Origin of the sequence: Curtobacterium sp. PhB137 (genome assembly GCF_003814955.1) — a bacterium.
In the GTDB taxonomy this organism is placed as follows: domain Bacteria; phylum Actinomycetota; class Actinomycetes; order Actinomycetales; family Microbacteriaceae; genus Curtobacterium.
Window position 1 is genome coordinate 245,169 of sequence record NZ_RKQO01000007.1, and the last position, 14,707, is coordinate 259,875.

At 69.9% G+C, this 14,707-nt stretch carries 16 protein-coding genes and 3 tRNA genes; 15 read left to right on the forward strand and 4 right to left on the reverse strand.

Going from position 1 to position 14,707, the window contains the following annotated elements; genetic code table 11:
* The first annotated feature begins 90 nt into the window (after positions 1-90).
* The 3 genes from EDF28_RS13305 (at position 91) to EDF28_RS13315 (ending at position 1,585) form a co-directional block, all read left to right on the forward strand.
* Positions 91-1,314, forward strand: a complete 1,224-nt coding sequence (locus EDF28_RS13305; protein WP_123938617.1) for a M23 family metallopeptidase — start codon at positions 91-93, stop codon at positions 1,312-1,314.
* Positions 1,315-1,407: 93 nt separating this feature from the next.
* Positions 1,408-1,479 (forward strand) — tRNA-Thr (locus EDF28_RS13310).
* 32 nt (positions 1,480-1,511) lie between these two features.
* Positions 1,512-1,585 (forward strand) — tRNA-Met (locus EDF28_RS13315).
* A 186-nt stretch (positions 1,586-1,771) separates the two neighbouring features.
* Here EDF28_RS13315 and EDF28_RS13320 read toward each other — a convergent pair.
* The gene (locus tag EDF28_RS13320) at positions 1,772-2,170 is read right to left on the reverse strand and encodes a hypothetical protein (protein WP_123938618.1); all 399 of its coding nucleotides are present in this window, start codon (positions 2,168-2,170) and stop codon (positions 1,772-1,774) included.
* Positions 2,171-2,299: 129 nt separating this feature from the next.
* On the opposite strand from EDF28_RS13320, the gene EDF28_RS13325 reads away from it, so the two are divergent.
* The 3 genes from EDF28_RS13325 to EDF28_RS13335 are packed head-to-tail and all read left to right on the forward strand — an operon-like array spanning position 2,300 to position 4,202.
* Complete coding sequence (locus EDF28_RS13325; RefSeq protein ID WP_123292106.1) at positions 2,300-2,749, forward strand: MaoC family dehydratase N-terminal domain-containing protein; 450 nt, start codon at positions 2,300-2,302, stop codon at positions 2,747-2,749.
* Positions 2,746-3,171, forward strand: a complete 426-nt coding sequence (locus EDF28_RS13330; RefSeq protein WP_123938619.1) for a MaoC/PaaZ C-terminal domain-containing protein — start codon at positions 2,746-2,748, stop codon at positions 3,169-3,171. The genes EDF28_RS13325 and EDF28_RS13330 overlap by 4 nt, the downstream gene beginning before the upstream one ends.
* A gap of 14 nt (positions 3,172-3,185) precedes the next feature.
* Positions 3,186-4,202, forward strand: coding sequence for a UDP-N-acetylmuramate dehydrogenase (locus EDF28_RS13335; RefSeq protein WP_260154970.1), 1,017 nt, complete (start codon positions 3,186-3,188; stop codon positions 4,200-4,202).
* A gap of 85 nt (positions 4,203-4,287) precedes the next feature.
* Here EDF28_RS13335 and EDF28_RS13340 read toward each other — a convergent pair whose 3' ends face one another.
* Positions 4,288-5,469: a pyridoxal phosphate-dependent aminotransferase gene (locus tag EDF28_RS13340; RefSeq protein ID WP_123938777.1), complete on the reverse strand. Its 1,182-nt coding sequence runs from the start codon at positions 5,467-5,469 to the stop codon at positions 4,288-4,290.
* A gap of 180 nt (positions 5,470-5,649) precedes the next feature.
* Here EDF28_RS13340 and EDF28_RS13345 point away from each other — a divergent pair.
* From EDF28_RS13345 to EDF28_RS13370, 6 genes are all read left to right on the forward strand, one after another.
* Positions 5,650-5,722, forward strand: a tRNA-Trp gene (locus EDF28_RS13345).
* A gap of 35 nt (positions 5,723-5,757) precedes the next feature.
* Positions 5,758-6,021, forward strand: a complete 264-nt coding sequence (gene secE, locus EDF28_RS13350) for a preprotein translocase subunit SecE (RefSeq protein WP_228504884.1) — start codon at positions 5,758-5,760, stop codon at positions 6,019-6,021.
* A gap of 119 nt (positions 6,022-6,140) precedes the next feature.
* The gene (gene nusG / locus EDF28_RS13355) at positions 6,141-7,154 is read left to right on the forward strand and encodes a transcription termination/antitermination protein NusG (RefSeq protein ID WP_123938621.1); all 1,014 of its coding nucleotides are present in this window, start codon (positions 6,141-6,143) and stop codon (positions 7,152-7,154) included.
* Between the two features lie 144 nt (positions 7,155-7,298).
* Positions 7,299-7,730 (forward strand): 50S ribosomal protein L11, encoded by a 432-nt coding sequence (gene rplK, locus EDF28_RS13360; protein WP_022906459.1) that lies wholly within the window; start codon positions 7,299-7,301, stop codon positions 7,728-7,730.
* A 90-nt stretch (positions 7,731-7,820) separates the two neighbouring features.
* Positions 7,821-8,510: a 50S ribosomal protein L1 gene (gene rplA, locus EDF28_RS13365; protein WP_123292110.1), complete on the forward strand. Its 690-nt coding sequence runs from the start codon at positions 7,821-7,823 to the stop codon at positions 8,508-8,510.
* Positions 8,511-8,597: 87 nt separating this feature from the next.
* Entirely contained in the window at positions 8,598-9,206 is a 609-nt protein-coding gene (locus EDF28_RS13370) for a Pr6Pr family membrane protein (protein ID WP_123938622.1), read from the forward strand.
* Here the strand turns inward: EDF28_RS13370 and EDF28_RS13375 are convergent.
* On the reverse strand, positions 9,203-9,886 hold the full coding sequence (locus tag EDF28_RS13375; protein ID WP_123938623.1) for a YqaJ viral recombinase family protein: 684 nt from the start codon (positions 9,884-9,886) through the stop codon (positions 9,203-9,205). The genes EDF28_RS13370 and EDF28_RS13375 overlap by 4 nt on opposite strands.
* Positions 9,887-9,953: 67 nt before the next feature.
* Positions 9,954-11,165, reverse strand: a complete 1,212-nt coding sequence (locus tag EDF28_RS13380) for an ROK family protein (protein ID WP_185002799.1) — start codon at positions 11,163-11,165, stop codon at positions 9,954-9,956.
* Between the two features lie 144 nt (positions 11,166-11,309).
* Between EDF28_RS13380 and EDF28_RS13385 the strand changes: the two genes are divergently transcribed.
* From EDF28_RS13385 to EDF28_RS13395, 3 genes are all read left to right on the forward strand, one after another.
* A complete protein-coding gene (locus EDF28_RS13385; protein WP_111084257.1) occupies positions 11,310-12,056 on the forward strand; it encodes a sugar phosphate isomerase/epimerase in 747 nt (248 codons plus the stop codon).
* Positions 12,053-13,198: a Gfo/Idh/MocA family protein gene (locus tag EDF28_RS13390; protein WP_123938624.1), complete on the forward strand. Its 1,146-nt coding sequence runs from the start codon at positions 12,053-12,055 to the stop codon at positions 13,196-13,198. The genes EDF28_RS13385 and EDF28_RS13390 overlap by 4 nt, the downstream gene beginning before the upstream one ends.
* 104 nt (positions 13,199-13,302) lie before the next feature.
* Entirely contained in the window at positions 13,303-14,604 is a 1,302-nt protein-coding gene (locus EDF28_RS13395; RefSeq protein ID WP_123938625.1) for an ABC transporter substrate-binding protein, read from the forward strand.
* The last annotated feature ends 103 nt before the right edge of the window (positions 14,605-14,707 follow it).

A 14,707-nucleotide genomic window follows, 5' to 3' on the forward strand; every position in this document is an offset into this window, starting at 1 on the left:
GCGACGACGTTTGCTACCGTGCTCAGGTCCCGTTATCTGCTCGTTACCAACGAGCGCGCCCCTTCCCCGATCAGGATCGCCACCGCACGCATGCCCCACTCCCCACTGACGTCCGTCCCCACCGGTCCCGTCGACGCCGCCACCCCGGTCGTCCACCTGACCCGACGAGCACGGATCGAGGCGGAGCGAGCGGCTGCGAAGGGTGCTCCCGTCACGCAGGACCACGCGCAGGACGTCGCAGCCGACCGTGCCGCGGGCCCGTCGTTCGACGAGGTCGTCGGGCTGACCACACCGTCGTCGGCCGCGGCTCCCGTGTCGCCGATCGACCTCGCACCGGTGTCGCCCGCGCTGCCCGAGTCGGCGGTCCGTCCGGCCTCGCGCATCACGACGCCGCCGGCTCCCACGTCGCCGGACGTCCGCGCCACGGCGCCGCGCACCGCGACGGCTGCAGCGGAGTCCGTCGCGCCCCAGCCTCGCCGTGTCATCGGCCAGGTCCCGGCGTCCCGTCGGCGGACCGGCCGTGCCGCACCGGCCGTGCAGGTCGACCGCGCCACCCGGCACATCGCGGCCAGCCGCACCGCCGCCGTGCCCGCCCCGGCTCCGGCCGCCCGGAAGCAGGGTGCCTCGTTCCGCCGTGCGGCCTCGCGCGTGACGGCCGTCGGTGCGCTCCTCTTCGTCGCCGGTCTCGTCGTCTCGACGTCGCTGCCCGCCCAGGCGCTCTACGTGCCGGAGACCGGCTCGACCGCGGCCCGGTCGACGGCGAGCGGTGCGACCCAGTCGATGAGCGTCAGCGCCGCAGCCGACGGGTCGACGAGCCGCGACCAGTACACGGTGTCGGACGCCACGCAGTACAAGAACGTCGACGCCTCGAGCTTCACCAACGACCCGACCGGCACGATCCAGTGGCCGTTCCTCACCGGCGTCCCGATCACCTCCGGCTTCGGCGGTCGTCAGGTCGCGGGCTGCTCGTTCTGCTCGACGAACCACATGGGCGTCGACTTCGCTCCCGGCGAGGGCACCCCGATCCGGGTGATCGCCGCCGGCACTGTCATCAAGGTCCAGGCGAACGACGGCGGCTTCGGCAACGACGTCTGGGTGGAGCACGACGTCGACGGCAAGCAGTTCGTCAGCGTGTACGGCCACATGGAGGACAACTCCTTCAAGGTGGTCACCGGTCAGCAGATCGAGGTCGGCGACGAGCTCGGTCTCGTGGGCAGCACGGGCAACTCCACGGGCCCGCACCTGCACCTCGAAGTGCACGTCGACGGGGTCCCCGTGGACCCGCTGGCGTGGCTCCAGACCAACGCGAACTAGCGGTCGCCGACGCGGCACGCCCGGGCGTCTCGCCCGGTTCCGGAGCAGCGTCGGAGGTCTGCTATCCTCGTGTGGTGCCGTTCGCGGCACATCGCCCCGATAGCTCAGTGGTAGAGCACCTCCATGGTAAGGAGGGGGTCGTCAGTTCAATCCTGACTCGGGGCTCCGACCCGGTGCGCGTGTCGCTCCGGATCTCTGGCGGGGTAGCTCAGTTGGTTAGAGCACACGACTCATAATCGTGGGGTCGCGGGTTCAAGTCCCGCCCTCGCTACAGCAAGCCCGGCGATCTGTTCGCCGGGCTTTCGTTGTTCCCGGGCTGCGTCGTTCCCGGGCTGCGTCGTTCCCGGGCTGCGTGCACAGCGGTGCGGACGCACTTCGGCTGTGCACTGGACCAGGTGTGTGCCAGGAGGCGCGTGGCGGACGCACACCGGGCCTCCCGTCCGCCCTGGGGTCGGACCTACAGCGCGGAAAGCGACCCGGTGTCGGTCCGCGTCTGCAGCACGCCGGCCGCGCGCAGCGCGCGCTCGATCGCCGCGTTCACCTCGTGCCACGCGGCCCGTCGACGGCTCGCGCCGATGCTGCCACCGGAGACGGCCGTGCCGTGTCCGCGGTGCCGCAGCGTGATCGTGGTGGAGGCCCCGGTGACGGTCGTCGACAACTCGTAGCGGCGGAACTCGCGGGACGGGTGTACGAGCGCGCCCAGGAGGATCGTCAGCAGTCGGTTGCCGGTCGTCGCGGTGAGGGTCCCACCGGTCGACTCGACGTGGTGTCCCACCGTGCGGAGTGCCGCGCCGGCGACCTCCATCGCGGTGCACCGGTCGCCCGTGTGCACGGCGAACTCGGTCCTGGTGTCCATGGTTGCTCCCCCGTCCCCTGATCCGGTGTCGCGACCGGACCGCCGATTCCCCCGAACCGGCGCAGCAAGCCTAGCCGATGCATCCTCAGCATCGACAGGCCCCCGGACGGGCGTCGGTAGACTGCCGACGTGTCAGTGAACCCCGAGCTCGTCGGCAGGACGTTCCCGCCGGCCCAGCCCTACCTGGTCGGTCGCGAGAAGGTGCGCGAGTTCTCGCGCGCGGTGTTCGCGACCAACCCCGTCCACCACGAACCCGACGCGGCCCGCGCCGCCGGGTACGCCGACGTCGTCGCCCCGCCGACCTTCGCGGTCGTCGTGCAGGAAGCGACCCTCGCCCAGCTCCTGGCCGAGCCGGACGCCGGCATCGACTTCTCCCGTGTCGTCCACGGCGAGCAGTCCTTCACCTACGACCGGCCCATCGTGGCCGGTGACGAACTCACCGCGACCCTGACCGTCACGAGCGTCAAGACGCTCGGCGGCAACGCGATGGTCACGGCCCAGAGCACGATGAACGACGCCTCGGGGGAGCACGTCGTCACGGCGACGTCCACCCTCGTGGTCCGAGGAGACGACGCATGACCGCCGCACCCGCCACCGCGATCGAGGTCGGCACGGTGGTCGCCGAGCGCGAGGTGCACGTCACCCGCGACTCGCTCGTCCGCTACGCCGGCGCCTCCGGTGACTTCAACCCGATCCACTACCGCGACGACGTCGCCGCCTCGGTCGGTCTGCCCGGCGTCCTCGCGCACGGCATGCTCACGATGGGCATCGCCGTGCAGCCGGTCTCCGAGTGGCTCGGCGACAGCGGCTGGGTCGCGGGCTACGGTGTCCGCTTCACCCGCCCCGTCGTCGTGGACCCGGAGCAGGGCGCGACCATCGGCATCGTCGCCAAGGTCGGCACCGTCGACGACGACGGCCGACCGAAGCGCATCGACCTCACCGTGACCGCCGGCGGGCAGACCGTGCTCGGCAAGGCGCAGGTCACGGTGGCGTTCCGCTGACCGTGCACGAGCCGGTGCTCGCCGACCTCACGACGCTCGGCGTCGGTGGGGCGGCCGCGCGGCTGCTCACGGCCACGACGACCGACGAGCTCGTCGCCCACACCCAGACCGCGTGGGACGACCACGAGTGGCTGGTCCTCGGCGGCGGCAGCAACGTGCTGGTCGCCGACTCCGGATTCGACGGCACCGTCGTCCTGGTCCGCACCACGGGGGTGGACGCCGACACGGACGCCGACGGTGTCACCGTCCGCGTCGCCGCCGGCGAACCCTGGGACGCGTTCGTCGCCACCACCGTCGCGAACGGCTGGACCGGCCTGGAGGCCCTCAGCGGCATCCCGGGCACCGTCGGCGCCGCCCCCGTGCAGAACATCGGCGCCTACGGGGTCGAGCTCTCCGACGTGCTCACCCGGGTCGAGTTCCTCGAAGCGGCAACGGGGGAGCGCACGTGGGTGCCCGCGGCCGAGCTGGCGCTCGGCTACCGCACGTCGACCCTCAAGCAGGGACGCCGCGGTGTCGTGCTGACGGTCGAGTTCCGGCTCGGCACGGCGGGGGAGCACGGCGTGCCGGTGCGGTACGCCCAGCTCGCCGGTTCGCTCGGGGTCGACCTCGGTGCCCTCGTGGAACCCACGACGGTTCGCGACGAGGTCCTGCGCCTCCGCGCCTCGAAGGGCATGGTGCTCGACGCCGACGACCGGGACACCTGGAGCGCCGGGTCGTTCTTCACGAACCCGATCGTGTCCGCGGCCTTCGCCGAGACCCTCCCCGCCGACGCGCCACGGTGGCCGGCCGGCGACGACGTCAAGCTCAGCGCCGCCTGGCTCATCGAGCACGCGGGGGTGCACCGGGGCTACGCCGTGCCGGGGTCGCGCGCGGCGATCTCGTCGAAGCACACCCTGGCCCTGACCAACCGTGGCGGCGCGACGGCGGCCCAGGTGGCCGAGCTCGCGCGCTACGTGCAGGTGACGGTCCTGAACCGCTTCGGGGTGTCGCTCGTGCCGGAACCCGTGGTGGTCGGCGACCTGCTCGACTGAACGAACCGGCACGACCCGGCCACGGGCCTCCCGGAACGGCGAACGGGCCACCTCGACGAGGCGGCCCGTTCTGTGATCGGGGGGACTACGCGAAGAACTCCGCCAGGCGGGCCACACCCTCGGCGATGTCGTCGTCGCCGAGCGCGTACGACAGGCGCAGGTAGCCGGACGGACCGAAGGCCTCGCCCGGGACGACCGCGACCTCGGCGTGCTCGAGGATCAGGTCGGCCAGCTCGAGGGTCGTCGTCGGGGTCGCGCCCGCCCACTCGCGACCGAGCAGTGCGGTGACGTCGGGGTAGACGTAGAAGGCGCCCTGTGGGGTCGGCGTGACGAAGCCCGGGATCGCGTTGAGCCCGGCGACGATGGCCTGGCGACGGCGGTCGAAGGCCTCGCGCATGGCCGCCACCGGCTCCTGCGGCCCGGTGAGCGCGGCGATCGCGGCGCGCTGGGACACGTTCGACACGTTCGACGACAGGTGCGACTGCAGGTTCGACGCGGCCTTGACCGCGTCGGCGGGACCGATGAACCAGCCGACGCGCCAGCCGGTCATCGCGTAGGTCTTCGCGACGCCGTTGACCAGGATCGTGGTGTCGGCGAGGGCCGGCACGGCGTCGAGGATGCCGGTGAAGCGGAGTCCGTCGTACACGAGGTCCTGGTAGATCTCGTCGCTGATCACCCAGATGCCGTGCTCGAGTGCCCACTCGCCGATGGCCGTGGTCTGCTCGGCGGTGTAGACGGCGCCGGTCGGGTTCGACGGCGAGCAGAACAGCAGCGCCTTCGTCTTCGGGGTGCGCGCGGCCTCGAGCTGCTCGACGGTGACGAGGTAGCCCTGGTCGCTGCCGGCGAAGACCTCGACCGGCTCGCCACCGGCCAGGCGGATGGCCTCGGGGTAGGTGGTCCAGTACGGGGCGGGGAGCAGGACCTCGTCGCCGGCGTCGACGATCGTCTGGAACGCCTGGTAGACGGCCTGCTTGCCGCCGTTGGTGACGATCACCCGCGACGGGTCGACGGTGATGCCCGACTCGCGTGCGGTCTTCTCGGCGATGGCCTGCTTCAGCTCCGGCAGACCGGTCGCCGGCGTGTACCGGTGGTTCTTCGGGTCCTGTGCGGCCTCGACCGCGGCGACGACCACGTGGTCGGGCGTGGCGAAGTCGGGCTCGCCGGCGGCGAAGGAGATGACGGGTCGGCCCGCGGCCTTCAGGGCCTTGGCCTTCGCGTCGACCTTGAGTGTCGCGGACTCGGCGATCGCCGCGATGCGGGACGCGATGCGCGGCCGATCGGTCGGCGCGGCGGCGGGGGTTGCGGTGGACTCGGGGCCGGGGGCTGCGGTGCTCACGGGTGCCAGCCTATCGGCGCGGCACGCCGTGGAGGGGGCCAAGTGGACACCGTGTGACGGACTCCCGTACACTCGACCACCGGAACACGATCGGTGACGGACGTGCTCTGAAGGGCGGTGGCTCAATTGGTAGAGCAGCGGTCTCCAAAACCGCAGGTTGCAGGTTCGAGTCCTGTCCGCCCTGCAACTCTGGAAGGGTAGAAGTTGGCGAGCAAAGACATGGAGACGACGGCGGACGACGTCGTCGCCAAGGCGAAGCAGGACCGGGCCGAGCGCCGGGGTCCGATCGCTGCCATCGTGCTCTTCATCCGTCAGGTGATCGGCGAACTGCGCAAGGTCGTGACGCCGACCCGCAAGGAGCTCTTCAGCTACACGCTGGTCGTGCTCGTCTTCGTCGTCGTGATGATGATCCTGGTGTCGATCCTCGACTTCGTGTTCGGTCTCGGCGTCGGGTACGTCTTCGGCAACGGGCCCACGGCCTGACCCGGACGTCGACTGCCGAGTGCGGCAGTCCACTGGAGTACGGTCGCCCGAGACGGTGCCGATCGTGACCAGGACCGTCCGCCATCCCGACCCGCACCACCGAACGGAAAGAATCGACTGTGTCTGACTACTCCCGCGACGACATCGACCTCGCGACGGCTGCCGAGCAGTCCTCCGAGGTCGAGGAGAACCAGGAAGGCGACGTCGAGACCGGCGAGGAGCGCTCCGCCGAGTCCGCCGAGGAGCGCGCGATCTCCGTCGAGTCCGAGGACGACGAGTCCCTCGGCATCGACGAGGAGCTGACGGCACTGCAGGAGTCCAAGGACCCCGAGGCCGACGCCGTCGTCGAGGACGCCCTCGCGATCGACTCCGCTGACGAGGCCGAGGCCGCCGTCGAGGCGGTCGAGGACGAGGAAGAGATCGAACTCGAGTCCGAGACCGCCGAAGAGGCAAACGAGACCCTCGCCGCCGACGAAGCCATCGACGCCGAGGACGACGACGCCGAAGAGGCCGAGGTCGACCCGTACGAGGCCTTCAAGGTCGAGCTGCGGATGAAGCCGGGCAAGTGGTACGTCATCCACTCCTACGCGGGCTTCGAGCGCCGCGTGAAGTCGAACATCGAGAACCGCATGGTGTCGATGTCGATGGAGGAGTCGATCTACCAGGTCGAGGTCCCGATGGAGGACGTCGTCGAGATCAAGAACGGGCAGCGCAAGCTGGTCACCCGCGTCCGGATCCCCTCGTACGTGCTCGTCCGCATGGACCTCAACGAGGACTCGTGGTCCGTCGTCCGGCACACGCCCGGTGTCACCGGCTTCGTCGGCAACGCCCACAACCCGACGCCGCTCCGTTTCGACGAGGCGTTCGGCATGCTCAAGTCCCTCGTGCAGGTCGCCGAGGCCGCCCCGACCAAGGGTGGCTCGAAGTCCGGCGGTTCCCTGCAGGCGCAGCCCGCGGCCGAGGTCGACTTCGAGGTCGGCGAGACGATCACCATCAAGGAAGGCTCGTTCGCGGGCCTGCCGGGTTCGATCTCCGAGATCAAGCCGGAGAGCGGCAAGCTCACCGTCCTCGTCTCGCTGTTCGAGCGCGAGACCCCGGTCGAGCTCAGCTTCGACCAGGTCACGAAGCTCTAGTCCAGGTCTCCCCGTTCGGGTAGACTCATCGAGTTTGGGCCCGCACGCCTCGTGCGTGTGGGCCTTCACCGCGGTCCGGAACGGCCGGACCAGCGGGAGAGTGCACGGATCCCCGTGCGTTCGATTCCAGGAGGAAGACAAGTCATGGCACCGAAGAAGAAGGTCACGGGCCTGATCAAGCTGCAGATCAACGCGGGAGCCGCCAACCCGGCCCCGCCGATCGGTCCGGCACTCGGTCAGCACGGCGTCAACATCATGGAGTTCTGCAAGGCGTACAACGCGGCGACCGAGTCGCAGCGTGGCAACGTCGTGCCGGTCGAGATCACCGTCTACGAGGACCGTTCGTTCACGTTCGTCCTCAAGACCCCGCCGGCCGCTGAGCTCATCAAGAAGGCTGCTGGTGTGCAGAAGGGGTCCGCGACCCCGCACACGGTCAAGGTCGCGAAGATCTCGATGGACCAGGTCCGTCAGATCGCCGAGACCAAGCAGGCCGACCTGAACGCCAACGACATCGAGCAGGCCGCGAAGATCATCGCCGGCACCGCACGCTCGATGGGCATCACGGTCGAGGCCTAAGCACCGATCGGGCTCCGGCCCACACCCAGACACCTTTCCGTGGGAGAGCCGCGCCGGCTCGTCAACCACGTATCTCGCAAGGAGACCACCATGGCGAAGAAGTCCAAGGCCTACGAAGCCGCGGCCGCGAAGATCGAGGCCGACAAGTTCTACACCCCGACCGAGGCAGTCGCCCTGGCCAAGGAGACCGGCTCTGCGAAGACCGACTCCACGGTCGAGGTCGCACTGAAGCTCGGCGTCGACCCGCGCAAGGCGGACCAGATGGTCCGTGGCACGGTCATCCTGCCGCACGGCACGGGCAAGACCGCCCGCGTCATCGTGTTCGCGACGGGTGCAGCGGCCGAGGCCGCGATCGCAGCCGGCGCCGACGAGGTCGGTGGCGACGAGCTCATCGCGAAGGTCGCCGAGGGCTACACGTCCTTCGACTCCGCCGTCGCGACGCCCGAGCTCATGGGCAAGGTCGGTCGTCTCGGCAAGGTGCTCGGCCCGCGTGGCCTCATGCCGAACCCGAAGACCGGCACCGTGACCCCGAACGTGGCGCAGGCCGTCAACGACATCAAGGGCGGCAAGATCGAGTTCCGCGTCGACAAGCACGCCAACGTGCACTTCGTCGTCGGCAAGGCCTCGTTCACCCCGGAGCAGCTCGACGAGAACATCTCGACCGCGCTCGAGGAGATCAACCGCCTCAAGCCGAGCTCCTCGAAGGGCCGTTACGTCATGAAGGGCGCCGTCTCGACGACCTTCGGCCCCGGCATCCCGCTGGACGTCAACAGCATCTGATCTCCTGATCAGTCTCGAAGAGGCCCGCACCGGTTCCGGTGCGGGCCTCTTCGCATGTCGGGCCCGGCGTCCCGGTAGCGTGGTCCCGTGCGCACCCTCGTGAACTCGCTCCGGCTCATCGCCGTCATCGCCGTCGTCGTCGCGATCGTCGCCCAGTGGCTCGTCAGCTCGAAGACGGACGTCTACAACCCGTGGAACTTCTTCGGCTACTTCACGATCCAGTCGAACGTCATCATCGCCGTGGCCCTGGCGGTGACCCTCGTCGCCTCGGCCCGCCGCAAGCGTGGGGATCTGCGGGTGAGCCTGCTCCGGGGCGCCGGCACGGTCTACATCGCCACGACCGGGATCGTCTACAACACCCTGCTGACGAACGTCGACGTGTCGGCGAGCGTGCAGTGGTCGAACGACGTCCTGCACAAGGTCATCCCCGCGTACGCCGTGCTCGACTGGCTGCTGTTCTCGGACCGGTCGAAGCTGCTCCTCCGCCACGTCTGGTGGTTCCTGATCTACCCGGCGGTGTGGACGATAGTCATCCTGATCCGGGGCGCGACCGACGGCTGGGTGCCGTACCCGTTCCTCGACCCCGCGCAGGGGTACGGGGTCGTGGCGATCTACTGCGTCGGCGTGGGTGTCTCGATCGGGTTGCTCGGCGTCCTCGTCGTGGGGATGAGCCGACTGAGACTCGTCAAGGTCTAGGAACGGAAGTCGCGCAGCTTGTCGAGCACCAGGTCGGCGAGCTGCACGAGTCCGCGGATCTGGTCGTCGTCACGGTCGACCCAGCGGCACTCGGGCTCGTCGGCGACGGGGACGAAGCCGTCGTGGCGCTCCCAGACGAACAGGGTGCGATCGGCGCCGAGCACGTACTGCTGCCACCAGATCTGCCGCAGGTAGTGCCGGGGGATGCTCCGCCAGCCCTTCGCGGTGGTCTTGATCTCGGCGAGCACCACCCGCGAGCCCTGGACACCGACGCCGTCGGGGGTCGCGAGGTGCGCCCGGTTCGCGGCGGCGTGGAACAGGTGCGCCGAGGGCTGGATGCCGTGCGTGGCCGCGACCCAGGCGGCGATGTGGGGCTCGCGGTCCTTGCCGTGCTCGGTGAACGCGTTGCCGGAGAACCGTGAGCCGTAGCGCTTCTCGGTGACGACGGCCTCGACCGCGTGCAGCGAGGCGAGCCGAGCGACGTCGGTCGCGGTGATGCCCGCGGCGCGGGCGCGGAGCCAGGCGAAGCGGTCCGAGGAGTGCGCGACGATCCGCTCGGTGTGGCCGCGCAGGGCGGTGAACGCGTCGCGCCCCGGGACCGCAGCCGGCGTGGCGGAGGCAGACAGCTCCTCCAGTCCGGGGTCCAGGTCGCCCCACAGGGTGGGCTGCACGATCGTCACCCGTCGATTCTCCCCCCGACCACCGGCAAGACCGAATCCGACGCGCTCACGAGGCGCAGCGCACACGTCAGGAGACCAGCTCACGCCCCTCGGCGTAGGCGACCAGCTCGTCGACCCCGGCGGGGGAGAGCGCGTAGCCGATCGCGAGCGCCGCTGCGCCCTGCAGCGCGGCGAGCGACCCCGCACGCGACTGGGCGATGACGAGGTGCTCGGTGGCGAGCGGCATCGACCGCGAGTAGACGACCTCGCGGACGCCGGCGAGCAGGTGCTCACCAGCCTGCGTGATCGAGCCGCCCAGGACGATCACCGACGGGTTCATGAGCGAGACGCACGTCGCGAGCACCTCGCCGATGTCGCGGCCCGCCTGTCGGACGGCGTAGATCGCGTCGAGGTCGGAGCGGTTCACCAGGTCCAGCACGTCGGCGCCGGTGTGGGCGTCGTGCCCCTTCGCACGCAGGGCACGGGCGATCGCCGGACCGGACGCAACCGCCTCGAGGCACCCGGTGTTGCCGCAGTGGCAGGGGACGTCGCCGGCGCGGGACACCCGCACGTGGCCGATGTCACCGGCGGTGCCCTGGGCGCCGCGTTGCAGTTCGCCGTCCGACACGATGCCGGACCCGATGCCGGTGGCGACCTTGACGAACAACAGGTGGTCGACGTCGGGCCAGCCGTGCTCCCGCTCGCCGAGGGCCGCGATGTTCACGTCGTTGTCGAGCAGGACGTGCGCCGCGATGTGCTGGCGGAGCCACGACGGCACGTCGAAGCCGTCCCACCCGGGCATGATCGGCGGGTTCGCAGGGCGTCCGGTCGAGAACTCCACCGGACCGGGCACGCCGATGCCGATGGCGATGACGTCCTGTCGGGCGCGGCCGACCTCGTCGAGCAGCTCGTCGATGGTGGCGACCAGCCACGACAGGGTCTCCACCGGGCCGGCGGCGATGTCGATGCGCGCTTCGCGGGTGGCGAGCGGGGCAGCGACCAGGTCCGTGACGGCGACACGGCCGTGCGAGGCGCCGAGGTCGGCGGCGATCACGAGCCGAGCGCGGGGCTTCAGCGCCACCTGGGCCGGCGGCCGTCCTCCGGTGGAGACGGCGGTGTCGACGGGGCCGACGAGACCGACCTCGATGAGGGAGTCCAGGCGCACGCCGATGGTGGAGCGTGCGAGTCCTGTCAGTGCGGCGAGCTCGGCCCGGGTCCGCGGCACGCCGTCGCGGAGGATCTGGAAGAGCTCGCTCGTCCCGACCGGAGGCGACGCTGCCGTCCGAGTCAAGTCGACCATGGGGGGAGTGAAGCACACATCGAACGCGCCACGCAACGAAGTTCGTCGACCTTCCACGAACTTCTGCTTGACCGCCGACAGAAGTGGTCATAGTGTGACGCTCGGTCAGTGACGACCGCACCATCTCGACGAGGAGAACCCCTGGTGACCCAACCGATCTCGGTTCAGCTCTACACCGTCCGCGACGCCCTCTCGGCCGACCTGCCCGGCACGCTCCAGCGCATCGCCGACATCGGCTACACGAACGTCGAGGCCTTCGGCTTCGTCGACAACGCCGACGAACTCGCCGCCGCGCTCCGCGACGCCGGCCTCGCCGCCCCGAGCGGACACGCACGACTGCTGGACGCCGGCGAGCAGGACCTCGAGCGGATCTTCCACGCGAGCGTCACCGTCGGACTCGGCACCCTGATCGACCCGCACATCGACGAGGCCCGCTGGACCACCCGCGAGGACGTCGAGGCCATCGCCCGCGAACTGAGCGCCCTCGCACCCCGCGCGGCCGACCACGGCCTGGTCCTCGGCTACCACAACCACGCGTTCGAGTTCTCGAACCGCATCGACGGCGTCAGCGCCTACGAGGTCTTCGCCGACGCGCTGTCCGACGACGTCGTGCTCGAGCTCGACACCTACTGGGTCAAGGTCGGCGGTGACGACCCGGTGGCGATCATCGGCAAGTACGGCGACAAGATCGAGTTCCTGCACGTCAAGGACGGCGACGGCTCGCACGACGACGACAAGCAGGTCGCCGTCGGCAACGGCATCATGCCGATCCGCGAGATCCTCGCCGCCGCACCCGACGCACTCCACGTCGTCGAGCTCGACGGTCACGAGGGCGACGTCTTCCAGGCGGTCGCCGACTCCTACACGTTCCTCGAGGGGGCCCGCGCATGACCGACACCACGGCGTCCACCGCCCTCGACAGCAGCACCCGGACCGGCCGCGTCGGCGTCGGCGTCATCGGCGCCGGGGTCATCTCCGACCAGTACCTGTCGAACCTCACCGTCTTCCCCGACGTCGAGGTCCGCTTCATCGCCGACATCGACCTGCCGCGCGCAGCCGCCCAGGCCGAGAAGTGGGGCGTCGCCGGGTCGGGCACCGTCGAGGAGCTCCTGGCCGACGACGACATCGAGATCGTCGTCAACCTCACGATCCCGGCCGCCCACGTCGAGGTCGCCCTGCAGGTCCTCGCCGCCGGCAAGCACGTGTGGGGCGAGAAGCCCTACGCCCTCGACCGCGAGAGCGCGACCGAACTCCGTGACGCCGCACGTGCCGCGGGCAAGACCGTCAGCGTCGCACCCGACACCTTCCTCGGTGCCGGCCTGCAGACCGCGCTCCGCACCATCCGCGACGGCCGCATCGGCAAGCCGCTCAACGGCCTGACGCTCTTCCAGAGCCCCGGCCCGGAGTCCTGGCACCCGAGCCCCGAGTTCCTCTTCGCGTACGGTGCGGGCCCGCTGTTCGACATCGGCCCGTACTACATCACCACCCTGGTGCAGACGTTCGGTCCGGTGAAGAAGGTCACGGCGACGGCGTCGAAGTCCCGCGCCACGCGCACGATCGGCTCCGGCCCGAAGGCGGGCACCGAGTTCCCCGTCGACGTCCCGACGAACCACTCCGCACTGATCGAGTTCGAGGACGGCGGGAGCGCGCAGAGCGTCTTCTCGTTCGAGTCCGACCGCGGTCGCACGGGCGTCGTCGAGATCGCGGGCGAGACCGGCACCGTCGTGTTCCCGGACCCGAACAACTTCGACGGCGACACCGAGCTGTACGCGCTCGGCGCCGAGGAGCCCGAGACGATCCCCGCGGTCGGCTCCACCTACTCGCGCGGCACCGGCGTGGTCGACCTCGCCCGCTCGCTCCGCGCAGGCGACGAGAACCGGGTCCCCGGCGCCCTCGCCTTCCACGTCCTCGACGTGATGGTCTCCATCGCCGAGGCGGCAGAACGTGGCGAGGCGGTGCTCGTCGAGAGCACCGTGTCGCCCTCCCAGACCCTCCCAGAGGGTTGGGACCCCGCGGAGCAGACCCTGGCCTGACCGGCCCGGATCCGCCCCGCACACCACAGCAGCACCCGAAGATCCATCCCGCACCACCCCTGCACCATCCCTGCACCATCTCAACGACGAGAAAGTAGAGAGTCATGCGCACTGCCATCCGCGCACTGGCCATCACCGCGGCCGCCGCACTCACCGTGACCGGCCTCGCAGCCTGCTCCTCCGGATCGTCCGGTTCCTCCGGCGACTCCAAGACGCTCACCTACTGGGCGTCCAACCAGGGCACGTCGCTCCAGAACGACAAGGAGGTGCTGACCCCAGTCCTCAAGAAGTTCACGAAGGAGACCGGGATCAAGGTCGACCTCCAGGTCATCGGCTGGAACGACCTGCAGACGAAGATCCAGACCGCCGTCACCTCGGGCCAGGGCCCGGACGTCGTCAACATCGGCAACACCTGGGCCACCTCGCTCCAGGCAACCGGTGCGTTCCAGGAGTACGGCGACTCCGAGATGAAGGCGATCGGCGGTGCCGACAAGTTCGGCAAGGTCGCGCTCTCCACCGGTGGCGCCCCCGGCAAGACCGTCACGAGCGTCCCGCTCTACGGCCTCGCGTACGGCCTGTACTACAACAAGTCCATGTTCAAGGACGCCGGCCTCGAGGCACCGACCACGTGGGAAGACCTCACGGCGGACGCCAAGAAGCTCACGACCGGCGGCAAGTACGGCTTCACCATCGCCGGTGGTTCGTACACCGAGAACTCGCACTTCGCGTTCATCACCTCGGCGCAGAACGGTGGCGAGTGGTTCGACAAGGACGGCAAGCCGACCTTCACGGACAAGGCGAACGTCGACGGCATCAAGCGCTACCTCGACCTGATGCAGTCCGACAAGGTCGTCAACACCTCGAACGCGCAGTACGACAACGGCACGCAGGCCGTCTCGGACTTCGCGAACGGCAAGGCCGCGATGATGCTGACGCAGAACAACGCGAACGCGACGATCACCTCGCAGGGCATGAAGACGGACGAGTTCGGCGTCGTGCCGTTCCCGACCACCGCTGACGGCGCGGACATCGCGTCGTTCCCGGCCGGCATCAACCTGTCGATCTTCAAGAACACGAAGAACAAGGACGGCGCGCTCAAGTTCGTCAAGTACATGACGAGCGCGGACACGCAGACCACGCTCGACAAGCCGTACTCGGCCCTCCCGGTGCTCGCCGCCGCGGCTGACTCGGTCACCGACGAGCAGACGAAGACGTTCCTCGACATCTACAACAACAAGGCCAAGCCCCTCCCGCTGGTCCCCGCCGAGGACCAGTTCGAGTCCACCGTCGGCAAGGCGATGAACGACATGTTCGCCAAGATCGCCACCGGCGGCTCCGTGTCCGACAGTGACATCAAGACCGCGCTGCAGACCGCCCAGGACCAGGTGTCCCAGGCGAACGGCTGATCCAGCCAGGAGGCCCGGGGCGCGTCCGCAAGGACGCCCCCGGGCCTCCACCCCTCGCGTCCACAGCCGGACGCGCCGGGGCAGGTCGTCACCGGCCCCACAG